Annotated in this window: 24 protein-coding genes; 12 read left to right on the top strand and 12 right to left on the bottom strand. The window is 36.4% G+C overall.

Going from position 1 to position 23,927, the window contains the following annotated elements:
- Positions 1-8: 8 nt before the first annotated feature.
- The 6 genes from DU508_RS08310 to DU508_RS08285 all read left to right on the top strand — a co-directional run bounded on the left by DU508_RS08310 (position 9) and on the right by DU508_RS08285 (position 4,484).
- Positions 9-386 carry a BlaI/MecI/CopY family transcriptional regulator gene (locus DU508_RS08310; RefSeq protein ID WP_115402354.1) on the top strand — a complete coding sequence of 126 codons (378 nt, stop codon included), beginning with the start codon at positions 9-11 and terminating at the stop codon, positions 384-386.
- Positions 383-2,401: a M56 family metallopeptidase gene (locus DU508_RS08305; RefSeq protein WP_115402353.1), complete on the top strand. Its 2,019-nt coding sequence runs from the start codon at positions 383-385 to the stop codon at positions 2,399-2,401. Before DU508_RS08310 ends, DU508_RS08305 begins: the two co-directional genes overlap by 4 nt.
- Before the next feature lie 19 nt (positions 2,402-2,420).
- A complete protein-coding gene (locus tag DU508_RS08300) occupies positions 2,421-3,062 on the top strand; it encodes a TonB-dependent receptor plug domain-containing protein (protein ID WP_115402352.1) in 642 nt (213 codons plus the stop codon).
- Between the two features lie 21 nt (positions 3,063-3,083).
- The gene (locus DU508_RS08295; RefSeq protein WP_199562672.1) at positions 3,084-3,605 is read left to right on the top strand and encodes an energy transducer TonB; all 522 of its coding nucleotides are present in this window, start codon (positions 3,084-3,086) and stop codon (positions 3,603-3,605) included.
- On the top strand, positions 3,580-3,813 hold the full coding sequence (locus DU508_RS08290) for an energy transducer TonB (protein WP_115402350.1): 234 nt from the start codon (positions 3,580-3,582) through the stop codon (positions 3,811-3,813). The genes DU508_RS08295 and DU508_RS08290 overlap by 26 nt, the downstream gene beginning before the upstream one ends.
- Before the next feature lie 107 nt (positions 3,814-3,920).
- Positions 3,921-4,484 (top strand): energy transducer TonB, encoded by a 564-nt coding sequence (locus tag DU508_RS08285; protein WP_115402349.1) that lies wholly within the window; start codon positions 3,921-3,923, stop codon positions 4,482-4,484.
- Between the two features lie 496 nt (positions 4,485-4,980).
- On the opposite strand, the gene DU508_RS08275 is transcribed toward DU508_RS08285, so the two are convergent.
- From DU508_RS08275 to DU508_RS08265, 3 genes are all read right to left on the bottom strand, one after another.
- Positions 4,981-5,751, bottom strand: a complete 771-nt coding sequence (locus DU508_RS08275) for a succinate dehydrogenase/fumarate reductase iron-sulfur subunit (protein WP_115402348.1) — start codon at positions 5,749-5,751, stop codon at positions 4,981-4,983.
- A 111-nt stretch (positions 5,752-5,862) separates the two neighbouring features.
- On the bottom strand, positions 5,863-7,842 hold the full coding sequence (locus tag DU508_RS08270; RefSeq protein ID WP_115402347.1) for a fumarate reductase/succinate dehydrogenase flavoprotein subunit: 1,980 nt from the start codon (positions 7,840-7,842) through the stop codon (positions 5,863-5,865).
- 19 nt (positions 7,843-7,861) lie between these two features.
- Positions 7,862-8,542, bottom strand: a complete 681-nt coding sequence (locus DU508_RS08265) for a succinate dehydrogenase cytochrome b subunit (protein WP_115402346.1) — start codon at positions 8,540-8,542, stop codon at positions 7,862-7,864.
- Positions 8,543-9,357: 815 nt separating this feature from the next.
- Between DU508_RS08265 and DU508_RS08260 the strand changes: the two genes are divergently transcribed.
- Entirely contained in the window at positions 9,358-9,783 is a 426-nt protein-coding gene (locus DU508_RS08260; protein WP_115402345.1) for a GxxExxY protein, read from the top strand.
- A 53-nt stretch (positions 9,784-9,836) separates the two neighbouring features.
- Here DU508_RS08260 and DU508_RS08255 read toward each other — a convergent pair whose 3' ends face one another.
- Positions 9,837-10,028: a cold-shock protein gene (locus tag DU508_RS08255; protein WP_010599638.1), complete on the bottom strand. Its 192-nt coding sequence runs from the start codon at positions 10,026-10,028 to the stop codon at positions 9,837-9,839.
- A gap of 295 nt (positions 10,029-10,323) precedes the next feature.
- Between DU508_RS08255 and DU508_RS08250 the strand changes: the two genes are divergently transcribed.
- Complete coding sequence (locus DU508_RS08250; RefSeq protein ID WP_115402344.1) at positions 10,324-10,668, top strand: four-helix bundle copper-binding protein; 345 nt, start codon at positions 10,324-10,326, stop codon at positions 10,666-10,668.
- A 61-nt stretch (positions 10,669-10,729) separates the two neighbouring features.
- On the opposite strand, the gene DU508_RS08245 is transcribed toward DU508_RS08250, so the two are convergent.
- Positions 10,730-12,280 (bottom strand): trypsin-like peptidase domain-containing protein, encoded by a 1,551-nt coding sequence (locus tag DU508_RS08245; protein ID WP_199562671.1) that lies wholly within the window; start codon positions 12,278-12,280, stop codon positions 10,730-10,732.
- A gap of 380 nt (positions 12,281-12,660) precedes the next feature.
- Between DU508_RS08245 and dapF the strand changes: the two genes are divergently transcribed.
- Positions 12,661-13,443, top strand: a complete 783-nt coding sequence (gene dapF / locus DU508_RS08240; RefSeq protein ID WP_115402342.1) for a diaminopimelate epimerase — start codon at positions 12,661-12,663, stop codon at positions 13,441-13,443.
- Positions 13,444-13,504: 61 nt separating this feature from the next.
- On the opposite strand, the gene DU508_RS08235 is transcribed toward dapF, so the two are convergent.
- Positions 13,505-13,837: a YnfA family protein gene (locus DU508_RS08235; RefSeq protein WP_115402341.1), complete on the bottom strand. Its 333-nt coding sequence runs from the start codon at positions 13,835-13,837 to the stop codon at positions 13,505-13,507.
- Between the two features lie 377 nt (positions 13,838-14,214).
- On the opposite strand from DU508_RS08235, the gene DU508_RS08230 reads away from it, so the two are divergent.
- The 3 genes from DU508_RS08230 to DU508_RS08220 are packed head-to-tail and all read left to right on the top strand — an operon-like array spanning position 14,215 to position 20,018.
- Complete coding sequence (locus tag DU508_RS08230; protein ID WP_115402340.1) at positions 14,215-15,384, top strand: efflux RND transporter periplasmic adaptor subunit; 1,170 nt, start codon at positions 14,215-14,217, stop codon at positions 15,382-15,384.
- Between the two features lie 41 nt (positions 15,385-15,425).
- Positions 15,426-18,605, top strand: a complete 3,180-nt coding sequence (locus DU508_RS08225; RefSeq protein ID WP_115402339.1) for an efflux RND transporter permease subunit — start codon at positions 15,426-15,428, stop codon at positions 18,603-18,605.
- A 12-nt stretch (positions 18,606-18,617) separates the two neighbouring features.
- Entirely contained in the window at positions 18,618-20,018 is a 1,401-nt protein-coding gene (locus DU508_RS08220; RefSeq protein WP_115402338.1) for an efflux transporter outer membrane subunit, read from the top strand.
- Positions 20,019-20,162: 144 nt separating this feature from the next.
- Here the strand turns inward: DU508_RS08220 and nadD are convergent, their stop codons facing one another.
- The 6 genes from nadD to DU508_RS08185 all read right to left on the bottom strand — a co-directional run bounded on the left by nadD (position 20,163) and on the right by DU508_RS08185 (position 23,868).
- Positions 20,163-20,735: a nicotinate (nicotinamide) nucleotide adenylyltransferase gene (gene nadD, locus DU508_RS08215; RefSeq protein WP_115402337.1), complete on the bottom strand. Its 573-nt coding sequence runs from the start codon at positions 20,733-20,735 to the stop codon at positions 20,163-20,165.
- A gap of 8 nt (positions 20,736-20,743) precedes the next feature.
- A complete protein-coding gene (locus DU508_RS08210; RefSeq protein WP_115402336.1) occupies positions 20,744-21,127 on the bottom strand; it encodes a type II toxin-antitoxin system VapC family toxin in 384 nt (127 codons plus the stop codon).
- Positions 21,127-21,330 (bottom strand): type II toxin-antitoxin system VapB family antitoxin, encoded by a 204-nt coding sequence (gene vapB, locus DU508_RS08205; RefSeq protein WP_115402335.1) that lies wholly within the window; start codon positions 21,328-21,330, stop codon positions 21,127-21,129. Before vapB ends, DU508_RS08210 begins: the two co-directional genes overlap by 1 nt.
- Positions 21,331-21,365: 35 nt before the next feature.
- Positions 21,366-21,932: a guanylate kinase gene (gene gmk / locus DU508_RS08200; RefSeq protein WP_115402334.1), complete on the bottom strand. Its 567-nt coding sequence runs from the start codon at positions 21,930-21,932 to the stop codon at positions 21,366-21,368.
- Positions 21,933-22,012: 80 nt separating this feature from the next.
- Positions 22,013-22,876 (bottom strand): YicC/YloC family endoribonuclease, encoded by an 864-nt coding sequence (locus DU508_RS08195; protein ID WP_115402333.1) that lies wholly within the window; start codon positions 22,874-22,876, stop codon positions 22,013-22,015.
- A gap of 251 nt (positions 22,877-23,127) precedes the next feature.
- The gene (locus tag DU508_RS08185) at positions 23,128-23,868 is read right to left on the bottom strand and encodes a lysophospholipid acyltransferase family protein (protein WP_115402331.1); all 741 of its coding nucleotides are present in this window, start codon (positions 23,866-23,868) and stop codon (positions 23,128-23,130) included.
- Between the last annotated feature and the right edge of the window lie 59 nt (positions 23,869-23,927).

Raw genomic sequence — 23,927 nt, 5'->3', positions numbered from 1 at the left:
AAATTATTATGGAAATTAAAGATTTAACCAAAGCCGAAGAGCAGATTATGCAGGTACTCTGGCAGTTGGAAAAAGCATTTGTTAAAGATGTTATTGATGAATTGCCAATACCAAAACCAGCCTACAATACAGTATCAACAATCATCAGGATTTTGGAAACCAAAGGCTTTATTGGCCACGAGGCTTTTGGTAAGGCCCATCAGTACTATCCCATGATTAGCAAAGAAGAATATAAACGTCACGCTACCGAAAAATTACTCGGTAACTATTTTGAAAATTCTGTTGAGAGTATGTTCTCTTTTTTCGTTAAAGAAGAAAAACTCGACTTAAGTGATGTTGATGAAATTTTAAAAATGATTGATAAAATTAAACACACACCAAAATGAGTTTTGCCCACTACCTACTTCAGGTAAACTTATACTTAATTGTTTTTTACGGCTTTTATAAATTACTGTTAGATAAGGAAACCTATTTTTCGCTGAACCGAGCTTATCTTGTAACTGCAGGACTTTTATCATTATTTATACCATTTATTAGATTAGAATGGCTAACAGAACAGAAAGCAGCCCAACAGGTTTACACATCGGTTAATTGGGAGGCCGTATTACAACAGGCAACAATAGTAACCGAAAGCAATACTGGTTTTAACTGGGGAAGTGCATTTGTTTATATTTATTGTGCAGGTATATTATTTTTCTTGGGTAGGTTAGTACTTAACTTGTTAGCAGTTAAAAACTTAATAAATACAGCTAAGGCTGGTTCGGCATTTTCATTTTTAAAAAACAAAATCGTTGATCAGGATTTACCGCTGGTTGATGTGATTGATATTCATGAAGAAGCACACATTAAACAATGGCATACGGTAGATATTCTATTTTTTGAAATACTGGGTGTGATTACCTGGCTAAATCCAATCATTTATTTTTATAAAAAATCGATAAAAAATATTCATGAGTTTTTGGCTGATGAACAAGCCGCAAAATTTCAAGGTGATAAAGCCGAGTATGCCATGCTAATTTTGAGCCAATCTTTCGGAGTTTCGCCAAACAGGTTGGCCAATGGTTTTTTTGATAAATCATTAATTAAGAAGCGGATTTTTATGTTGCAAAAAGAACGATCAAAGAAAATAGCGATCATGAAATATGGCTTTTTTATACCATTATTTGCACTTCTTATTGTCTTTTCTTCTGCCACTGTTCGTAAAAACAAAAAACTTATCGCCATCTCAGAGCAGATCCCTTTAGAAAAACCCATTGAAATCGTTCAGGAGATGGTAGCGCCTAAAGAAGAATTCGTGAACGAAAGATTATCAAAAAGTGTGATTAAACCATCAACAGAAAAAATTGATGGCAACTGGACTAATTTCTATCGTTTTATGGCAAAATCGATAAAATATCCTGTTGATGCACAGAAAAACAATTTACAAGGCAATACACAAATTAAGTTTACCCTTAAAAACAATAAGGTAACCAATGTAAGCACCGTATTGGATTTAGGAGATGGTTGTGATGAAGAAGTAATGAAATCATTGCTATCCTACAAAGATTTCAAAAATTTACCTGATGGGAATTATGTTTTAAAGGTTGATTTTAGATTAACGGACAACAACTCTAAAATTAAAAATGAAAAAGCCCTGTTGTTGCCTTCACATAAGAAGCTATCTGATATCAACGTAATAGGTTACTCGAACCCGGTTAGAGAGAATATTACTGATGAAAAAATCGATAAAATATACGATTTCGTATCCATTGAGAAACAGCCTGAATTTCCGGGTGGAATTAAAAAATTCTACGAATATTTAAGCAAAAGTATCAAGTACCCCAAATTGGCACAAGAAAATAACGTTCAGGGAAAGATATTTTTATCGTTCATTGTTGAGAAGAATGGCGCACTGACTGATGTACAAATAACACGCGGATTGGGTAGCGGAACAGACGAAGAAGCAGTTAGAGTAATCAGCGGATCACCAAGATGGAACCCAGGATTAGCTGAAGGTAAAGCAGTACGGGTAAAATACAACATTAATGTGAATTTTACACTCAGTTCGGAGAACGATCAGGGCACAACTCCCGATCCTACGGTTAAAACACAAAATTTACTATTAAGATCAACCGAAAAGAACAGCTCCATTAAATTAAGTGACGGCACATTTAATGGAGTGGTTGTTATTGATGGTATCAGACTGTTAAATAATAATTTACTGAGCACCTTAGATCCGAATGATATAGAATCTATTTCAGTTCTTAAAGATCAGCTCGCGACAAACTCTTACGGCTACAAAGCAAAAAACGGCGTATTATTAATAGCAACAAAAGCAGGGAAAAAGAATAATTTATTAATGAAATCAGATCAAAAGGAAATAACAATAAATAAACCATCTGCTTACGATATTAAACAGTAACAATACCAAAATCTACATTATGAAAACCATATTAATAGCAGCAATTGCCATAACGTTTACGTTCAAAGGTTATGCGCAAACCACAGACACGATAAAAATATCTGACAATATTATTTTGCAAGGTACATCCAAACCAGGCGGTAATGATCCGCTGATTATCATTGACGGTAGCAAACAATTGATTCGTGGCACCAATGCCTTAAAAGAAGTTGATCCGAACACTATTGAGTCGATCAATATTTATAAAGATGAATCTGCTATAGCTTTATATGGTGCGGAAGGAAGCAATGGGGTAATCGAAATAAAAACGAAAAACAGTAAATCATCCATTAAAGGGAAGCTATTTTTAAAATCGGATTCTACGCTAAATGGAAAAGTGTCGGGCTTAAGTGTACGTCCACAATCAATTTATCTTAAAGGCAAAAATTCAAATAATTTTTCATGGAAGCGCAGCAACCTCAAAATAGAAGGCAAAGAGCCGCTATATATTGTCGATGGCAAGGAAATATTTGATATCAAAAGCTTAAACCCTGAAAACATTGAGTCTGTAACTGTTCTAAAAGAAGCAGGAACTTCAGCATTATATGGAGAAAAGGCAAAAGATGGTGTAGTTATCATCACAACAAAAGCAACTAAAAAAGATTCTCCAAAGAAAAACTAGTTAAACAATTTTATAAAATTTATGATGAGAAAGCTAATGATTTTAGCCCTAACGGGCATTGCCATGTTTACTAATTCGGTCAAAGCACAGAACGAAAAAGTAGTAGATTTTACCTCGGTTGATCAGCAACCTTCTTATCCGGGTGGTATTGCTAAGTTTTATGATTATCTGGCAAAGGAGATAAAATATCCCGAGGTAGCAAAAAATAACAAAACAGAAGGAAAGGTATTTGTATCCTTTGTTGTGGAAAAAAACGGAAGCCTGGGAAATGTTGTGGTTACACGAGGGCTTTCAGCAGAAACTAATGCAGAAGCAATCAGAGTAATCAAAAATTCGCCGAATTGGAATCCTGGTTTAATTAATAGCAAACCGGTTAGGGTTAAATACAACATCAATGTTAATTTTAACTTATCTCAAAAGGGAGCAGAGAAAAAAACCAAGGCTCTAAATGGGAAAGCCCCTGAATACCCTGGAGGCACAAGTAAGCTTTACAGTTATCTGGTAAAAAACATCAAATATCCTGACCAAGCTAAAAAAAAATAACATACAGGGAATAGTATTTTTAACTTTTTATGTTGAGAAAGATGGTTCGTTAACAGATATAGTGGTTACAAGAAGCTTATCTAAAGAAACCGATGCAGAAGCATTAAGAGTAATGAAATCCGCACCAAAGTGGAACCCCGCTATCGGAACAGATGGTCGTCCGGTTAAGGCTAAATATCATATGACAGTGAATTTCTCATTGAGTTAATTTTTTTAAGTTAAGCTCTCGGATTATTTAAAATCGCATGTTTCTTAATTTAAGATTAAGAAACATGCGATTTTTGTCATTTATGCTGCCAACAGTTATATTTGAAAATGAAAAAATTGTTATTAACGTTCTTGGGTTTTGTATGCTGTACACTAAGCGTAGCAGCGCAACAACCCCCAGCCTCCAGTGAAAATTTATTGTTTCTTATTGATGGAAAATTAGTGCTAAGAGAGGAAGCAGCAAAAATTAACAAGGAAAGCATCGAATCTCTCACAGTTATAAAACAAAAGAAGCATAAGGAATTATTTGGCATAAATGATGACAAAGATCTTATAATAGTGATTACCAAGGCTAAAAAAAATAGCCCTGAAAACCTTACCATAGAAGAAAAAATTTCCAAAATCAATTTCAAGTCCGAATCAGATGCAGGTACGAAACCTAAAACCAATCCACCTTCAAGAGACTCTATTCCGAATGGGGTTTTTGATTTTATATCAATGGAGAAGCAGCCGCAGTTCCCGGGAGGAATAAAAGCCTTTTACGATTATTTAAATGCAAATATTAAATATCCTAAGGAAGCACGTAAAAACCACATATCCGGAAGGGTTTTTCTATCATTTATTGTTGAAAAAGATGGTCAGCTAACAAATATTAAAGTGACAAGAGGTTAAGTCCGGAAACTAATGAGGAAGCGGTTAGAGTACTCTCTGCTTCGCCTAAATGGACACCGGGTATACAATTTGGAGTTCCTGTGAGGGTAAGATACAATATAAACGTAAATTTCAATCTCGATCGATAATTAAATAATATCCATTAACCACAAAACCCCAGCTAAAATAGCCGGGGTTTTATGTTTTCTCTCCTGTCTCGGAACACTAAATTTATGAATTTTTTAAAGTATATGCAAATATTACAAAATAAAATTTTTATTTAGATAATTTTTTAATATGCCAACATAGGATTGTTGCCATTTTCACAAACTTTTATTTTGTTGCTGATTTATTATAATCCGTTTCGATTTGGCCCAAAAACTTTCATATGTTTTCGTATGAATAAATAAATCATAAAAACATTAAATTATCCTTTAAAAATGGCCACAATTAAAAAGCCCCAAACTAAGTTTGAGGCTTAAGACTCAGCAATTTAAGCTGAATACACAGTATATTTTTAAACTGTTTCTTCAGAAATGAATTTTGCCGAAGCAAAATCGCGGTTCATACGAGCAATATTTTCTAAAGAAATCCCTTTAGGGCATTCTGCTTCGCAAGCACCTGTATTTGTACAGTTACCGAAACCTTCAGCATCCATTTGCGCCACCATGCTTTGCACACGACGATAACGCTCTGGCTGACCCTGTGGCAATAATGCCAATTGAGAAATTTTAGCTGATACAAATAACATGGCCGAAGCATTTTTACAAGTTGCCACACAGGCACCACAACCAATACAAGCAGCAGCTTCGAAAGCGGCATCGGCCTGCATTTTTGGAATTGGCAAATTGTTTGCATCTTGTGCATTCCCTGTGTTTACGGAGATAAATCCGCCAGCAGCAATAACCCGATCAAATGCAGAGCGATCTACAGTTAAATCTTTAACTACAGGAAATGCAGCAGCTCTCCATGGTTCAACCACAATGGTATCTCCATCTTTAAAAGAGCGCATGTGTAACTGACAAGTAGTAACTAAATCTTTTGGCCCATGCGGACGGCCATTGATAAACATAGAACACATGCCACAAATACCTTCGCGACAATCGTGATCAAATACTACCGGCTCTTCTCCTTTGTTAATTAATTGTTCATTTAACACATCGAACATCTCTAAGAAAGACATATCCGGCGAAATATCAGATAATTGATAATCTACCAAAGCACCTTTGGTTTTGTTATTTTTCTGACGCCAAACTTTTAGCGTTAAGTTCATATTTCCTGTACTCATGATATTGAGATTTAAGTATCAACCATTAGTATCGAGTAGTGAGTATCAAGTATAAAGAGCGTTTGAAATCTTGATACATGATACTTAAATCTTGATACTCATGTCTTGCTACTATTTATAACTTCTTTGTGCTACTTTAATATTTTCAAACTTCAACTCTTCTTTATGCAGTTCGAAGTTCACACCTTCTTTAAATTCCCAGGCCGCTACGTATGCGTAATTTTCATCATCACGTAATGCTTCGCCCTCTTCAGTTTGATATTCTTCGCGGAAGTGACCACCACAACTTTCGTTACGGTTTAAAGCATCAATACACATTAACTCACCTAATTCAATGAAATCTGCCACACGGCCTGCTTTCTCTAATTCGGTATTTAATTCATCAACTGAGCCTGGTACACGAACATTGCTCCAGAATTCAGCACGTAAAGCTCTGATTTCTTCAATGGCTTCTTTCAAACCTTGCTCGTTACGGGCCATTCCACATTTCTCCCACATGATGTGACCTAAACGTTTGTGGAAATGATCAACAGATTTAGTTCCTTTGATATTGATTAAGGTGTTCAAAATTCCTTTAGCTCTTTCCTCAGCTTCCACAAATGCAGGATGATCTGTTGGGATAGCTTTTACTGAAATTTCTTTTGATAAATAGGCCCCAATTGTATATGGAAGAACGAAATATCCATCGGCTAAACCTTGCATTAAAGCTGATGCACCTAAACGGTTAGCACCGTGATCTGAGAAATTAGCCTCGCCTGTACAATATAAACCAGGAACCGATGTCATTAAGTTATAATCAACCCAAAGGCCGCCCATTGTATAGTGAACTGCAGGATAAATACGCATTGGTGTTTCGTATGGGTTTTCACCAGTAATTTGCGCATACATATCAAATAGGTTACCGTATTTTTCTTTAATAACTGCAGTACCCAAACGCATGCAAGTCTCTTTATCAGGATTATGATTACCTGCTTTGGAAGCTTCAATACGGCCATAACGTTCTGTATTCGCTTTGAAATCCAGATAAACGGCCAGTTTTGATGCGCCTACCCCATAACCTGCATCACAACGCTCTTTGGCGGCTCTGGAAGCCACATCACGAGGCACCAGGTTACCGAAAGCAGGATAACGGCGTTCTAAATAATAATCTCTTTCATCCTCAGGAATTTCTGAAGCTTTACGATTATCATCTTTCTTTTTAGGAACCCAGATACGTCCATCATTACGTAACGATTCAGACATCAGGGTTAACTTAGATTGATGATCGCCTGAAACCGGGATACAAGTTGGGTGAATTTGAGTGTAACAAGGGTTTGCAAAGTAAGCACCTTGTTTATGCGCCTTCCATGCTGCTGTAACATTACTTCCCATGGCGTTTGTAGAAAGATAGAAGACGTTACCGTAACCACCTGTTCCTAAAACAACCGCATGGCCGAAATGACGTTCAATTTCTCCGGTAATTAAGTTACGTGCAATAATACCACGGGCTTTGCCATCAATTTTAACAACCTCAAGCATTTCATGACGGGTATACATTTCTACTTTACCCATACCAATTTGGCGTTCTAAAGCAGAATATGCACCAAGTAATAATTGCTGACCAGTTTGGCCTGCTGCATAAAAAGTACGTTGAACCTGGGTACCGCCGAATGAACGGTTATCTAATAAACCTCCGTATTCACGAGCTAAAGGAACACCTTGCGCTACGCATTGATCTATAATATTGGCACTTACTTCTGCCAGGCGATGAACATTCGCTTCGCGGGCACGATAATCTCCACCTTTAATGGTATCATAGAAAAGACGGTAAACGCTGTCACCATCATTTTGATAATTTTTCGCAGCATTGATACCACCTTGAGCAGCAATGGAGTGTGCTCTTCGCGGAGAATCCTGAAAACAAAAACATTTTACTTTATAACCCATTTCAGCCAAAGTAGCTGCTGCAGAAGCACCTGCTAAACCTGAACCCACAACAATAACTTCAATACTTCTTTTATTTGCCGGGTTTACCAAAGGCACAGAAGACTTATATTTTGTCCATTTTGTGGCTAAATCGCCTTCTGGAATATTTGAATTAATATCTGACATATCTCTTTCGTGCTAAAAATTAATTAATTAAACCTGTGTAAACTGCGATAGGCATTAACGCGAAGATGATCGAGATAATGATGGAATACCAAACGCCTACACTTTTAATTATGCCATTATATTTTGAATGATTCCATCCCATGGTTTGGAATGCGGAAGCAAAACCGTGTAATAAGTGATAACATAAAGAAATCATTAACAATACATAAGCAACTACTCTTACCGGATCCTGGAATTTCTCTCTCATTACCGCATAAAGATCTTCATTTCCATTTGCATCAACAGTTGGGATGCCTGTAAAACGAGATACTACCCAAAAATCTTTCAGGTGAATAACCAGGAAGATAAGAAGTAATGTACCCAACAGCCCCATTGAACGGCTATACCATTTGCTATTGGCATTTCCATTATTAACCACATATCGTTCTGGCCTTGCTTTTCTGTTTTGAATTGTTAATCTTAAAGCTTGAAAGATATGCACCAACAAACCCACGAATAAAATGTATTCTCCAGCCCTAATGATCCAGTTGGTGGCCATAAAATGCGCCCCAATGTTGAACTTTAGGCCATTATCGTCAAGAAAAATTAACGAATTGATACCAGCGTGTACAATTAAAAAGAGTATCAGGAACAAACCTGTAACACCCATGATGAATTTCTTCCCAATAGAAGAAGAAAAAGCATTTCCGAAACCACTCATTTGATTAGGATTTATATCTAAATTTCTTGCAAAAGTATTTAATTATGAGTTTAATTTATAAACGATTATGACAAAACGGCGATAAAACATTTATTTAGAAACATTCTAAAGCTTATTCGCAACAATTAAAGAAATTTGAAATTATCAGGCTCTCATTTTCAAATCGCAGTCTTTTAATTATAAACCCAGGTCTTAATTTCCTTAATACCTTAATCACAACAAAAACCATTACCATCAAGAATTTAGACAACGATAAACCCAAATCTCATTCCCTTAATGCCTTAATTGTAACAGAAACCATTACCATCAAGAATTTAAGCAACAATAAAACCCAAATCTTAATTCCCTTAATGCCTTAATCGTAACAGAAACCATTACCATTAAGAATTTAGGCAACGATAAACCCAAATCTTAATTCCCTTAATGCCTTAATCGCAACAAAACCATTACCATTAAGAATTTAAGCAACGATAAACCCAAATCTTAATTCCCTCAATGCCTTAATCGTAACAGAAACCATTACCATTAAGAATTTAAGCAACGATAAACCCAAATCTTAATTCCCTCAATGCCTTAATCGTAACAGAAACCATTACCATCAAGAATTTAGGCAACGATAAACCCAAATCTTAATTCCCTTAATGCCTTAATCGTAACAGAAACCATTACCATTGAGAATTTAGTCAACGATAAACCCAAATCTTAATGTCTTAATTGTATTTCATAATAATTAAATCTATATTTAATCTGAAAACTCCCTATTATTTTTGACCATCCCTGGTTTTTATACATTCATCGCACATATCTGACTAAAGATGACAAAAAAAGAAATTACCCAATTATCTTTTGAGATCATTGGTTGTGCAATTAAAGTGCACAAAGCATTGGGACCCGGACTAATGGAAAGTATTTACGAAAAATGTTTACGATATGAGTTAGAAAAAAATGGGTTTAAGGTATCGCAACAATTCCTCATACCAATAATATATGATGAAATGGAAATGGATATCGATTTGCGCTTAGACCTATTGATTGAAGATTCGATTGTTGTAGAGGTAAAGGCAATTACCAACATATTACCTGTACATGAAGCACAAATTCTAACTTACATGAAACTAGTAAATGCACCACAAGGAATTTTAATTAATTTCTACACTGACAACATCACAAAATCGGCAAAGTATTTTGTTAACGATTTCTTTAGAATTTACCAGAGGAGTAAATGGAAAATCCATGCATAAAAAAAGTCCCGATTTGCATCGGGACTTTTTACGATTTATGTGATTGAGTTTTCTTAAGCTACTTTTACATTTACCGCGTTTAGGCCTTTTCTACCTTCTTCTACATCGTAGTTTACGGTATCATTCTCACGAATGTTATCGATTAAGCCTGAAGCATGAACAAAAATTTCGGCATCGCCATTAGATGGAGTGATAAATCCGAAACCTTTAGTTTCATTAAAAAATTTTACTGTTCCTTGTTGCATTATATTGTATTTTAATTTGCACCAAAGATATGGTTAAATACCTATAAATCAATTTTTTATTTTAAAATAGTTAAATTAATCCTAAATACATGACTGGTTGGCAATTAAACCCACTTAATTACCCTTAATTTAATTCATCAGTACCAAGAGAATCGTTAGGTTTAATCAAAAAAGCATATTAAAAGTACCTCTTTACACCAGCTTTTCCACCTGAAAAAAATAATTTTCCTAAAACACTTCATGCCTCAATAGGTTATTTAATTAACAAAACAAGTTCTAATCAAACACCTGCGATATGGAAACGAGAAATAACCACGCCTTGATTCAGGCCTTATTAGATTGCGCAATGGCTTGCGAGCACTGTGCCTCTTCATGCTTAAAAGAAGAAGATATTAACATGATGATTGAGTGCATTAAACTCGATAGAGATTGTGCTGACATTTGCACACAAGCCGCCAGATTGCTTCAACGCGATTCAATCATTGGTCGCCAATACTTGTTATTATGTGAAGAGATCTGCAGACTTTGTGCAGCTGAATGCAGTAAACATGATCACGAACATTGCAGGCAATGTGCGGTTGCCTGTGAAGAATGCGCAGATGCCTGTCACGCCAATCATGAGCCAATCCACCAGGATTAAACTGCATAAAAAATGCCTTCTGAAAAAAATCAGAAGGCATTTTTATATACTGCTATGCTAATTATTGCGCAGGGAAACTGAAATTATATGTTCCTTGTTCGCTCACACCAGAAATACTGATCATGTTGTTTCTTCCCATTGGTAATGCTTTTTGAACATCAGCAACAGAGTTTACAGGTTGGCCATTAACTTTTGTTATAATTAGACCTTTCTCCACACCAATATTATCGAAAGCCTTGCCAGTAACGACCGAAGTAACCACAACACCGCTGCTAATTCCAAATTTAGATTTTTGCGCCTGAGTAGCCGGAGCAAATGTTGCTCCTAATTTAGACACCTCGACACTTTTTGTAGCCGTATTATTTGCAGTTAAACCAACGCTCGATTCTCCTTTTAACGTAACGGTTATATCTTTCAATGAACCTTCTCTTAAAACGCTCAACTTCACTTTGTCACCCGGATTTAAACGGCCGATTCTTTCCTGTAAATCAGGCGAATCATTAATTACCACACCATCCACCTTTTTAATAATATCACCTTGTTTAATTCCAGCCGCAGCAGCACCGCCACCAGCTACAACATCACTTACATATAAACCGCTAACTTCTGAAGTTTTAACACCTTCTGGTTTTTCTTCCCCACTTAACGGGAAAAAGTTTACGCCAATATAACCACGTTTCACCGAACCATATTTCATAAAATCATCTACAATTTTACGAGCCAGGTTAACCGGAATGGCAAAACCATACCCTTGGTTATATCCACTTTGAGATGCAATTGCAGAATTGATTCCTACCAATTCGCCACTGGCATTTACCAATGCTCCTCCACTGTTTCCAGGGTTAATAGCAGCATCGGTTTGAATGAAAGATTCGATACTTGTGTTGGCAGGACGATCTGGTCTTTTTCCTGTACGTTGATACTCACGATATTCTTCTTCAGTAATTTCACCGCCTTGTTGTTCACGACCGATGATACCAATACTTCGATTTTTCGCACTCACAATACCTGCAGTAACGGTAGTTTGTAAATCAAGCGGGAAACCAACTGCTAAAACCCACTCCCCAACCTGAACATTATCAGAATTACCCATTTTAACAACCGGTAATCCTGTAGCATTTACCTTGATCAAAGCTAAATCAGTGTTCGGATCGCGACCAATAACTTTAGCTTCAACCTTACGTCTGTCGGTTAAAACAACTTCAACTTTCGAAGCATTTTCCACTACATGGTTATTGGTAACTATATAACCATCCTGGCTAATGATCACACCCGAACCAGATGCCGCTCTAGGTTGACGTTGCATTTGACGACCGCCACCACCAAAGAAATCATCGAACATGTCAAATGGAGATGAACTTCTGCCACCACCACTTTTTGCTTCGTAAGTTGTTTTAATGTGCACAACCCCCGGAGCAACTGCTGCAGCAGCCTGCGTAAAATCAGCCGTACCTGCTGAAGAAATTTTCAGCGGATTATTAGCAAAGTACAAGTTTTGTTTTTCAGAAATCGTACTGCCTGTTTCGTTACGCTCAAATAATTTGTAACCTCCAATTGCCGCTGCCCCACCTATAAAGGCAGCCAACATGGTAATTCCTAATATTTTTTTCATGTGTTTAATAATTGTTTTTAATGGTCATAAAGCTCTTAAAAGCATTTTTTCCAGCGTTTATTAACTTCATTTTTGTGTATTATTTTTAAAATCATGATTTATTATAAGCCACACTGCTAGCTAATTGTTTGCTTAAATAACTCATTTGTCAATTTGCAAGGTTTGCAAGAGCATTGTATTCACTTTGATTTAAGCAGAATGCTCTGGCAGTTTTTATCTGCTCAAATTTTCTTTCGTAAGTTTATTCAAATTTAGTACCATATAAACGATATTTGTATCTTCAAAGCACTCAAATCTGTGTTAAAAAATGTTAAATTAAAAAACACTTATCATTAAGTAGCTTTTGCAACTCAAATATTGCATTAAAAAATGAAGATTGAATGAAAACTAGTTTCTTTAAATATCAGGGCGCAGGTAACGATTTTATTTTGATAGACCATACAACAAGTCCATTAAAAGATATTGATAATGAATTGGTTGCGCAACTTTGCCACCGTCGTTTCGGTATTGGCGCTGATGGTTTGATGTTCATTACCAAACATGATGATTATGATTTTGAGATGCATTATTTTAATGCTGATGGCAAATTAGGCAGTATGTGCGGAAATGGCGGAAGGTGCATTGTTGCCTTTGCCAAACATCTTGGTATCATTAACAAAGAAACGAACTTTTTGGCAGTTGATGGCCCGCATTATGCCAGAATTTCAGAATCAGGCGATTGGGTAGATTTACAAATGATTGATGTTGATACTATAACCAACGATGGGGAAGCATTTATTTTAAACACCGGCTCACCTCATTATGTTGCCATGCAAAATGATCTGAAGGATTTTGATGTTTTTACTGCAGGGAAGAAAATCCGTTATAATGACATTTACAGTGAAAAAGGGATCAATGTTAATTTCGTAGAAGATAAAGGCGATCACTTATTTGTCAGAACTTATGAACGTGGTGTTGAGGATGAAACCTATGCTTGTGGCACGGGTGTAACGGCTGTTGCAATGGCAATGGCTAAATACAAAAATAAAACAGGCCATATCGTAACAGCTATTAAAGTTTTAGGTGGCGATATCAAAATCGAATTCGATTACGATGGTAATCATTTTACCAATGTATTCTTATGCGGTCCTGCGAAATTGGTTTTTGAAGGCAAAACAGATTAAGCCCTTGGTTTTGATCTATCATTAACGGGAACCAACAAATCACTGCCTTTTTAGAATTTTACTAAGGATGCCTTGGAGCATAGATTATAATGCAAACTCCGACAAGTGCGATAGTTGCTCCAATAACATCGTATTTATCTGGCTTAAATCCATCAACTTTCCATGCCCAGATCAAAGCCATCACAATAAACACCCCTCCATAAGTTGCGTATGTTCTGCCGAAGTTTGCAGTTTGCCATGTTGCAACCACACCGTAAGCGATCAGGATTATACTCCCCATTAGCCCAAACCAATGTGGTTTCCCGTCTTTAAGCCATAACCAAATGAGATAACCTCCTCCTATTTCGCAAAGCCCGGCAAGGATAAAGATTGATAATGATCTGATGATTTCCATGATACTAAGCTAGTAATTTTTATTATTTCAGCTTGTGTATTTCTTACACTAACATGCCCATCTGACTGGCTGTTTTTCTTAACATTTTTTATAGGAATTATTACGAATTAACGGAAAATTAACACTGTCGCAAGATATTTACACATCATATATAACCTAAAAATTACTCATAAACTGCTATAAAACAACAATTTAAAGCTAAAAAAAGCTATTTTGATTTATACAATAAATCAATCGATTGATTAAATGACAGAATTTGGACAAAGTTATTTTTTTTTAGGCTCTATTTTTGGGCAGAAATCGGCAAATCAAAACCCAAATTTTGATAAACGTTTTCAACTCCCGAAGTTAAATTTAAACACACACCAAAATAGTCCATGAGAAAAGTAACAACTCTCTTTTTTAGCATGAGCATCGCTATACTTTTAGCATCATGCGGAAATAATGAAGAAGAAAAAAAAGCCGCAGCAGAAGCGGCGGCTGGTCCGCAAGCTTATCCGGTTTTTACTGTCCACACACAAACAACAGAATTGAATTCAGATTATCCGGCCACAATTGAAGGTATTCAAAATATTGATATCCGCCCTAAAGTTGATGGTTTTATTCAGAAAATATTTGTAGATGAGGGTTCGGTGGTAAAAAAGGGTCAACTGCTTTTTACTATTATGGCACCACAATATGAGCAGGAAGTTAGAACTGCAAAAGCCGCAATTAGCAGCGCTGAAGCAGATGTTAATGCCGCCCAATTACAAGTTAATAAAACCAGGCCATTGGTAGAAAAAGATATCATTAGTAAATATGATTTAGATGCAGCACAATTAACGCTACAAAGTAGAAAAGCCGCATTGGCACAAGCTAAAGCAACCTTAGTAAATGCTCAGGTAAATTTAAGTTACACATCAATTACAAGTCCGGTTGATGGAGTTGTAGGCAGTATTCCATTCCGTAACGGAAGTTTAGTGAGCAGCTCAAGTGCCGAACCATTAACTACGGTTTCAAATACATCAAAAGTTTACGCTTATTTTTCACTAAACGAAAAGCAACTTTTAGATTTTTCTAAAACCTACAAGGGAAATACCTTAGCTGAGCAAATGAAAAATATTCCGCCAGTTAGTTTGGTATTGGCAGATGGAACGGTTTATGCACAAAACGGCAAAATTGAATCGATAAATGGCCAGATTAATACTGCTACGGGCTCAGCAAGTTTACGTGCTACTTTTCCGAATCCAATTTCACTGTTAAAATCCGGAGCAAGTGCTTCTGTCAGAATTCCGCAGAAAGTAGAAAACGCTATTCTGGTTCCACAAAAATCAACGATCGATTTGCAGGGTAAAAAATTCGTTTATGTTTTGGGCGATTCATCTAAAATCATTAGTACTGAAATTGAGATTATGGATTTAGCCAAAGATAAGTTTTACGTGGTAACCAAAGGCTTAAAAGCTGGCGATAAAATCGTATTGGAAGGTTTTCAATCGTTAAAAGATGGCACTAAAATTAAACCAGAAGAACAAAGTGCTGATTCAGTTTATGCTGAAATAAAAAAATAGAAAATTTCACTGCACACTTATCAGTGTAATCAATATTAATTATGTTTAAGAAATTTATAGAAAGACCGGTTCTGTCTACAGTTATATCCATCATCATCGTTATCCTCGGTGTTTTAGGTTTAGCAACGTTACCGGTTTCACAATACCCTGAAATTGCTCCTCCAACCGTACAGGTTTCTACTTCTTATCAGGGGGCAAACGCTGATGTGGTAATGAATAGTGTTGTTATTCCGCTTGAAGAACAAATAAACGGAGTTGAAGATATGACCTACATGACTTCAACGGCAAGCAATGATGGTACAGCAACAATTACAATTAACTTTAAATTGGGTACAAATCCCGATTTAGCAGCTGTTAACGTACAAAACAGGGTTGCAAGGGCAACCAGCTTACTACCTGCGGAAGTGACACGGTCAGGTGTGATCACAGCTAAAAGACAGGCGAGTAACGTGCTGATCTTTGGTATTTACAGTGATGATCCGTCTTACGATCAGAAGTTTTTGCAGAATTATGCTAATATCAACATCATCCCGCAGATTAAACGTATAAACGGTGTGGGTGATGCAAGTGCATTCGGGCAAATGGACTATACCATGCGCATTTGGTTAAAACCAGATGTAATGGCTACCTATGGTTTAATACCGAACGATGTGAATGTTGCATTAGCTGAGCAAAACGTTGAGGCCGCTCCCGGACAATTTGGAGAGCAGGGAAATCAGGCATTTCAATATACACTTAAATATTCCGGCCGGTTAAAAGATGAGGCCCAGTTCAGTAACATCATTATAAAAGCTGATGCAAACGGGCAGGTTCTTCGTTTAAAAGATGTTGCCAGAATTGAAATGGGTGCACAAAGTTATGCCAGTTCAGTAAAGTTTAACGGTAAACAAGCTTTGGGTATTGCAATTAATCAAACAGCAGGTTCAAATGCAAAAGAGGTAATTGAGAACTCCATCAAAACATTGGATGAAGCACAAAAATCATTTCCTAAGGGCGTTCACTATACAACACTTGTGAACGTTAACGATTTTTTGGATGCATCAATAGAAAAAGTAATTCATACCTTGATTGAAGCGTTTATTTTAGTGTTCCTGGTGGTATTCATCTTTTTACAAGATTTCCGTTCAACCTTAATTCCGGCGATAAGTGTTCCGGTGGCAATTATCGGTACATTTTTCTTTCTGAGTTTATTTGGTTTTACCATCAATTTATTAACACTGTTTGCCCTTGTGCTGGCAATTGGTATTGTGGTTGATGATGCCATTGTGGTAGTGGAGGCCGTTCATGCTAAGCTTGATGAAGGTTATACCGATGCCAAAAAAGCTACGGTTGATGCCATGGATGATATTAGTGGGGCAATTATTTCGATCACCCTGGTAATGGCCGCAGTATTTGTTCCGGTAAGTTTTATACAAGGTTCGTCAGGTGTGTTCTACAAACAGTTTGGTTTAACGCTTGCGATCTCGATTATCCTTTCAGCTATTAACGCATTAACGCTAAGTCCTGCGTTATGTGCATTATTCTTAAAACCGCATAAAGATGGCCATGAGAAAAAGAAAAATTTCTTGGAACGTTTTTATGCTGCTTTTAATACCTCTTTCGATGCGGTAACCAATAAGTACAAAAAATCCGTTGGTTTTCTATCAAGAAAGAAATGGATAGTTGGATTAGGAATTGCATTTTTTACCATCGTTTTGGTTTGGACAATGAACACCACCCCAAAAGGCTTTGTGCCGAATGAGGATTTAGGAACCATCATGTCTGATATTTCCTTACCTGCTGGAACTTCTCAGGAGGAAACAAATGTGATTATCACGAAAATTGACAGTATCGTTCATAGCGTTGATGAAATCAAGAATTCATTAAGAGTTGTGGGCCGTAGTATGATCAGTGGTTCTGGCAGTTCATACGGAATGGTTATTTCACGATTAATTCCATGGAACGAGCGTAAACGTGATGTTAAAACTATTATTGGAGAGTTATTTGCCAAAACCGCAGGTATTAAAGGTGCAAAAATCATCTTCTTCGCGCCACCAACCATTCAAGGTTTCGGTACCAGCGGCGGTTTTGAATTTCAATTGCAGGATAAAACTGGTGGCGATATTAGAAAATTCAATGATGTTGGTAATGGTTTTCTTGCTGCATTGAGCAAACGTAAAGAAATTCAATATGCATCAACATCGTTTAATCCCAACTTCCCGCAGTATCAAATTGATGTGAATGTAGCAAAAGTTAAGCAAGCAGGATTAACCGTTAGTGATGTCTTAGCTGTAATGCAAGGCTATTATGGTGGTGTTTATGCTTCTAACTTTAACAAATTCGGGAAACAATTCAGGGTAATGTACCAAGCCGATGCAAAATATCGCTCGAATGAACAAACATTAACCAGCATTTACGTTCGTAATTCCAAAGGCCAGATGGCCCCGGTTTCAGAATTTATTACACTAACCAAGGTTTACGGTCCTCAGGCAATTTCCCGTTTCAACTTGTTTACTTCAATAGCTGTTACAGGTAATCCAAATGCTGGTTATAGCTCGGGAGATGCTTTAAAAGCAGTTCAGGAAGAAGCAGCCGCACATTTACCAGTTGGCTATGGCTACGAATTCTCTGGTTTATCCCGTGAGGAGATGAGCAGTGGTAGCCAAACGATATTCATTTTCCTGCTTTGTGTAATCTTCGTTTATTTCTTATTGGCCGCACAGTACGAAAGTTATATTTTGCCGCTAGCGGTTCTGATTTCATTACCCGTAGGTTTAGCTGGAGTATTTGTTTTTGATAAATTATTTGGAGTGGATAATAACATCTACACTCAAATTACCCTCATCATGCTGGTTGGTTTATTAGCCAAGAATGCTATTTTGATTGTAGAATATGCTGTAGACAGACGGAGAAAAGGAATGAGCATTGTTAATGCCGCTATTGATGGGGCAACAGCCCGTTTACGTCCCATTTTAATGACATCTTTTGCCTTTATTTTAGGTTTATTGCCTTTGATGCTGTCGACAGGTGTGGGGGCATCTGGGAATAAATCAATTGGTACCGGTGCAGTTGGCGGTATGCTAATCGGAACCTTATTTGGAGTATTTGTAATTCCTGCTCTGTTTATCATCTTTCAAACACTGCAAGAAAAGGTAAGCAATAAATCACCTTTCGAAGAGGGAATTGAAAAAGAACAAACTCCTGAAGAATACGAATTAGCAACAGCGAAAAGTAAACATTAATCTAAATCGAACATGAAATTCAAACATAAGCATTCCATTTTAATCGGTTTTGCCATACTTACCTTAAGCGCTTGCGTAACTCAAAAATACAATCGCCCACAGGTTCAAAACGAAGGTTTATACCGGGATCATAACACAACAGATACAACAACCATGGCAGATTTGCCATGGAAAAATCTGTTTTCAGATACAACACTGCAATCATTAATACAAAAAGGGATAAATGAAAACCTGGATTTAAAACAAGCAATAGAACGAATTAAAATTTCAGAAGCCAACCTGCAACAAAGCCGGGCTGCATTTCTACCAAGCTTACAAGGCGACTTATCTGTTACAGATGCAAAACAATCACGTTCGGCATTAAATTTTCCTCCAGGAATCAACATTAACCTGGAAACTCAAACTTACAGAGCACAATTAAGCACTGCCTGGGAGGCAGATATTTGGGGCAAGCTAAGCAGTGCAAAACGTGCTGCTTATGCAACATTGCTTCAAAGCGATGCGGCAAAGCGTGCTGTACAAACGCAATTAATTGCTACAATTGCCAACAGTTATTATACCTTACTGGCTTTAGATAAACAACTGGCCATAACTGAGCAAACGATTAAAATCAGAACACAAGATGTTGAAACCATGAAAGCTTTGAAAGAAGGTGCAGTGGTTAATGGCGCTGCAGTGGTTCAAAGTGAAGCAAATTTGTATGCCGCTCAGGTTACCGTTCCAGATTTAAAGAGAAGCATTAAAGAAGCGGAGAATGCTTTAAGTGTAATACTGGTTCAGGCGCCTGGTTCGATCAACAGAACAACTCTAGATCAGCAAATGCCCTATACTAATTTGCAAACTGGTGTTTCTGCTCAGTTGCTGCAAAATCGTCCTGATGTAATTGCTGCTGAATTGGGATTCAGAGCAGCTTTTGAAAACACGAATGTTGCTAAAACCTATTTCTATCCAGCTTTAACTTTAACTGCATCTGGTGGTTTATCAACTTTACAACTTAGAGATTTCTTTAGTCAATCTGTATTTTATAATCTGGTGGGTGGCTTAACGCAGCCGATTTTTGCTAAAGGGCAAAACAAGGCCCGTTTAAAAACAGCTGAAGCTAACCAGCAAATTGCATTCTACGCTTTTCAGCAAACACTATTAACCGGCGGACAGGAAGTATCAAACGCCTTATATGCGTATCAAACCGCTGCTGAAAAAGAAGAAACAAGAGCAAAACAAATTGCCTCTTTAACTAAAGCTGTTGATTTTACCAAAGAATTATTACGCTATAGTTCGGCAACAAATTATACTGACGTTTTAACTTCAGAGCAAAGTTTGCTAGCGGCACAGTTGAATGGCATAAATGATAAACTGCAAAAATTACAATCGGTAGTTAATTTATACCGTGCATTAGGCGGTGGTTGGAAATAAATAGTAATGAAAGTCTGTCCAAAAAGTTAATTTTCCACGAAAAACGCTACCGTGTGAACATATCTTCAAATTTCGCGTCATCCCCAATTTAATTGGGAATGACGACAGAACGAAGACATTTTGGACAGACCTTTTTTTAAAAAACTATTTATACATTCCTTTGCCATCAATAAAGTCGATCACTTTTTCCGGTAAAAAGAATTGAACATTTTTCCCTTCTTTGATTGCTTTTCTGATGAATGTAGAAGAGATTTCCATTAACGGGGTATTTGTAAAAGTAATCGCAGGATGTCCTTCCCATTCAGTTGTATGAGCGCCAGGACGTGGATAAACAAAGATTTGATAATTTTTTAAGAGTACCTCGTAGTTCTTCCATTTCTTAAGAGACACTAAATTATCTGCCCCCATAATAAGAACAAACTCTCTTCCCGGGTATTTCTCATGCAAATAAGTTAAAGTATCAATGGTATAAGAAGGTTGCGGCAATGAAAATTCAATATCGCTAACACGAATGTGGTCGGTATTTTCCGTTGCAAGCTTTGCCATTTCCAACCGATCATACATATTAGTCAAGCCACTTTTATCTTTCAGCGGATTATGTGGCGAAACCACCAGCCAGACTTCATCTAATGCTGTATAATTAGCCATATAATTAGCAATGATCAAATGCCCTGTATGAATTGGGTTATATGAACCAAAGAATAGGCCAGTTTTCATATGATTGTTTACCAAAAAATTTCGACGTTGTAAAGATTGAAATTTTGATCTTTAGTTAGTACAGTCAATGTTTCAGAAATGCCCTGCGCAATTAAAATCCGATCAAATGGATCACGATGATGAAATTCTAAATTATTTAGCGAAAGCAAATGATCAAAGGTAATTGGAAGTATCTCGATTTGATTATTGTCTAAAAAACCTTCAATTCTATCAAAATCAGAAGAAAGAGATAGTTTATTTAATTTAGATTTTATTGCGATTTCCCAAATACTCGCAATACTAAGGTAACACTGATTATCTAAATTTTTTATTTTATCAATTACATTTTTAGGAAGGTTATTATCTCCATTAATGAACCAAATAAAAGTATGCGTATCTAACAGAAACGGCATTACATGTATTCTCTAAAATCTTCTAAAGGTTCATCAAAATCATCAGCAGTTTTAAAAAAACCTTTCGCATACCCGAATTGCCTTTCTTTAATTTTTTTACTGCTATTCGATTTTTTCTTTAAAGAGGACACAAATTCAGAAACCTGTCTTTTTAAATCGGAAGGCAGTGATGAAATTTGACTATATAACTGAATATCACTCATAGAGTAAATATAAGTTTTTATTGCCGTTTAAAAAATCATTTCTTTAAAAAATCTCTAACCAACTGTTCTGCTTCTTTGCAAGCAGTTTCAAGATCAAAGTTTTTCAAAATCACATCGAACTTATCTGCATAAAGCAATTCTTTTTCTGCTTTAATAAATCGCTCTTGCAATTTCTCCGGGCTATCTGTGCCTCTTCCACTTAAACGTTCCTTTAAAACAGCTAAGGAAGGTGGCTGTACAAAAATGGCCAACGCATCATCCTCATATTTTCTTTTTAAACGGATACCACCCTCTACATCAATATCAAAAATAACATGTTTTCCCTCTCCCCAAATCCGTTCGATTTCCGAACGTAAAGTACCATAGAAAGTGCCGTTATAAACTTCTTCAAACTCCACAAATTCCTGACGGGCAACTTTATGCAAAAACTCCTCCTTACTAATAAAATAGTAATCGTTTTCATGTGTTTCAGCGCCTCTTAATTCGCGGGTGGTAGCAGAAATTGAGAAGCTCAACTCTGGAATTTTTTTCAGTAAATGGTGTACGATAGTGGTTTTACCTGCGCCAGACGGTGCTGAAAATATGATTAATTTGCCTTGCATGCTTTAAAATGGTTGGAAGGTTGGAAGGTTAAAGGTTGGAAGGTTGGATGTAAAACATAGCAACTTTACAACGTTTCAACTTACAACACATTCAATAACTGTTCTTTGATTTTTTCTAACTCCTCTTTCATTCCGACAACATATTGTTGCATTTGCGCATCGTTAGCTTTTGCGCCCATTGTATTAATCTCTCTTCCTATTTCCTGCGAAATAAAACCCATCTTTTTGCCATTTGCTTCCTTACTTGCCAAAGTTTGCAAGAAGTAATCGCAATGACTTTTTAAACGTGTTTTCTCTTCAGTAATATCAATTTTATCAATGTAATAGATTAACTCTTGTTCAAAACGGTTTTGATCGATATTTACCTTGCCAACGGCATCTTCCAAAAACTGTGAAAATTTATCACGGATTGCAGATATTCTCTTTGGTTCAAGCTCTTCTACCGATTTGAAATAGGAAAGAATATTTTTGATTCTTAATTCTAAATCGGCCTTTAACACTGCTCCCTCATCTTCTCTAAACTTATTGAAATTTGCCAGTGCTTCGGTAAAAATTTGATATAAATGATTCCATTCATCTTCACTAACACTTTCTTCTTTGTAAGTAATCACATCAGGAAAAGTCAAGGCAGTTTGCAACAAATTGCTACTGTTTGCATTCAGTTCGGCATTTACAGCAATCAATTGATTGTAATAATGGCTAAGCAAAGCGGTATTGATTGTTGCACCGGTAACTTCACCACCAGCACGTTCAACGTTGATGCTTAAACTTACTTTTCCACGTTCGATATCTTTACTGCAAACATTGCGCAGAATCAATTCTTTATCGGAAAAAGCTTTAGGATATTTTAAATTTAGCTCAAGAAATTTACTATTGAGCGATTTGATTTCGACACTATATTTTGCATTTGCATAATCGGCTGTTGCTAAGCCGTATCCTGTCATGGATTTTATCATGCGCAAAGATAGAAAAATTAGTTTAGAGTTCGCAGTGGAGGCTTATCGTTTACATGATCTTAATTTGGGGATGGTTAAAATTCACAAAATAAATAAGGAATCCGTAGTATTTTTCACTATCCAGTTGCAGCATTGAAAAAGTTGCTTCACTCCAGGTAATAAAAAAAACATTGGTTTGAAATTTAACAGAGTCAGCATTTTTTTCAATTCTTAATCTGCTGGATAATCTTGTTACAACATTATTTTCTCTCCAGCATTTCATGAATAACAGCGTAAGTTTTTTGTTTTAACATCTCTAAATCTTCAGGCACTAAACCATCAACTTCTATCACTTTACCAAACCTGGTTTTTACAATGCCAGGTTTAAGCATTAACGGATCTGTTCTCGGTAAATGTGCTTTGCTATTTACAATTGCAAAAGGTAAAATTGGTGTCTGTGTTTCAATTGCCAATCTGAAAGCACCATCATAAAAAGGAGCCAGCAAATCATTGGTTTTATTCATTGTACCTTCTGGAAAAATCAAAATTGATTGTCCATCCCTTAAATCATTTCTAAGTTCGGCTACAGATTGATCACGACTTTCGCGGCTAGTGCGATCAATCATCACAACTAAACGCTTATAAATCCAACCAAAAACCGGTATTTTAAGCATTTCTATTTTGCCCAGCGGACTAAATGCCTGTGGAACACAAATTACAATTGCTACGGCATCAAGAAAAGACCCATGATTTCCAACGTAAATATAAGATCTTGATGTATCAATTTCTTCCTTTCCTTTACTTGCAAACCAAAGAAAAGTGAAAATGCTAAAAGTTAAGGCCCAGAATTTCAAGAAAGAAAAGGATATTTTACGCCCTGTTTTCTCATTAAATAATCCTGTTGATAAGATGATAAACGGGCACACTATAATCATCAACAGAAAAAAAATTACTGAGGAGTATAATAAGTACAGCATCCCGAAAACTTTACGGATTCGCATTAACGTTTATTTAACAATTAAAAAGGTTAACAAATGTTAATTTTACAAAAAATAACTGA

This window comes from Pedobacter chinensis, from assembly GCF_003339865.1.
Taxonomy (GTDB): domain Bacteria; phylum Bacteroidota; class Bacteroidia; order Sphingobacteriales; family Sphingobacteriaceae; genus Pedobacter; species Pedobacter chinensis.
Note: the sequence above shows the minus strand (reverse complement) of the source record. Positions and strands in the feature narration are given on the sequence as shown.

Coding starts and splice junctions, on each gene's coding strand:
- DU508_RS08275 (WP_115402348.1), bottom strand. CDS start 5,751: ATGAGTACAGGAAATATGAACTTAACGCTAAAAGTTTGGCGTCAGAAA.
- DU508_RS08285 (WP_115402349.1), top strand. CDS start 3,921: ATGAAAAAATTGTTATTAACGTTCTTGGGTTTTGTATGCTGTACACTA.
- DU508_RS08235 (WP_115402341.1), bottom strand. CDS start 13,837: ATGGAAATCATCAGATCATTATCAATCTTTATCCTTGCCGGGCTTTGC.
- DU508_RS08245 (WP_199562671.1), bottom strand. CDS start 12,280: ATGAAAAAAATATTAGGAATTACCATGTTGGCTGCCTTTATAGGTGGG.
- DU508_RS08225 (WP_115402339.1), top strand. CDS start 15,426: ATGTTTAAGAAATTTATAGAAAGACCGGTTCTGTCTACAGTTATATCC.
- DU508_RS08220 (WP_115402338.1), top strand. CDS start 18,618: ATGAAATTCAAACATAAGCATTCCATTTTAATCGGTTTTGCCATACTT.
- dapF (WP_115402342.1), top strand. CDS start 12,661: ATGAAAACTAGTTTCTTTAAATATCAGGGCGCAGGTAACGATTTTATT.
- vapB (WP_115402335.1), bottom strand. CDS start 21,330: ATGAGTGATATTCAGTTATATAGTCAAATTTCATCACTGCCTTCCGAT.
- DU508_RS08295 (WP_199562672.1), top strand. CDS start 3,084: ATGATGAGAAAGCTAATGATTTTAGCCCTAACGGGCATTGCCATGTTT.
- DU508_RS08250 (WP_115402344.1), top strand. CDS start 10,324: ATGGAAACGAGAAATAACCACGCCTTGATTCAGGCCTTATTAGATTGC.
- DU508_RS08310 (WP_115402354.1), top strand. CDS start 9: ATGGAAATTAAAGATTTAACCAAAGCCGAAGAGCAGATTATGCAGGTA.
- DU508_RS08255 (WP_010599638.1), bottom strand. CDS start 10,028: ATGCAACAAGGAACAGTAAAATTTTTTAATGAAACTAAAGGTTTCGGA.
- nadD (WP_115402337.1), bottom strand. CDS start 20,735: ATGAAAACTGGCCTATTCTTTGGTTCATATAACCCAATTCATACAGGG.
- DU508_RS08210 (WP_115402336.1), bottom strand. CDS start 21,127: ATGCCGTTTCTGTTAGATACGCATACTTTTATTTGGTTCATTAATGGA.
- DU508_RS08300 (WP_115402352.1), top strand. CDS start 2,421: ATGAAAACCATATTAATAGCAGCAATTGCCATAACGTTTACGTTCAAA.
- gmk (WP_115402334.1), bottom strand. CDS start 21,932: ATGCAAGGCAAATTAATCATATTTTCAGCACCGTCTGGCGCAGGTAAA.
- DU508_RS08185 (WP_115402331.1), bottom strand. CDS start 23,868: ATGCGAATCCGTAAAGTTTTCGGGATGCTGTACTTATTATACTCCTCA.
- DU508_RS08230 (WP_115402340.1), top strand. CDS start 14,215: ATGAGAAAAGTAACAACTCTCTTTTTTAGCATGAGCATCGCTATACTT.
- DU508_RS08265 (WP_115402346.1), bottom strand. CDS start 8,542: ATGAGTGGTTTCGGAAATGCTTTTTCTTCTTCTATTGGGAAGAAATTC.
- DU508_RS08260 (WP_115402345.1), top strand. CDS start 9,358: ATGACAAAAAAAGAAATTACCCAATTATCTTTTGAGATCATTGGTTGT.
- DU508_RS08195 (WP_115402333.1), bottom strand. CDS start 22,876: ATGACAGGATACGGCTTAGCAACAGCCGATTATGCAAATGCAAAATAT.
- DU508_RS08270 (WP_115402347.1), bottom strand. CDS start 7,842: ATGTCAGATATTAATTCAAATATTCCAGAAGGCGATTTAGCCACAAAA.
- DU508_RS08305 (WP_115402353.1), top strand. CDS start 383: ATGAGTTTTGCCCACTACCTACTTCAGGTAAACTTATACTTAATTGTT.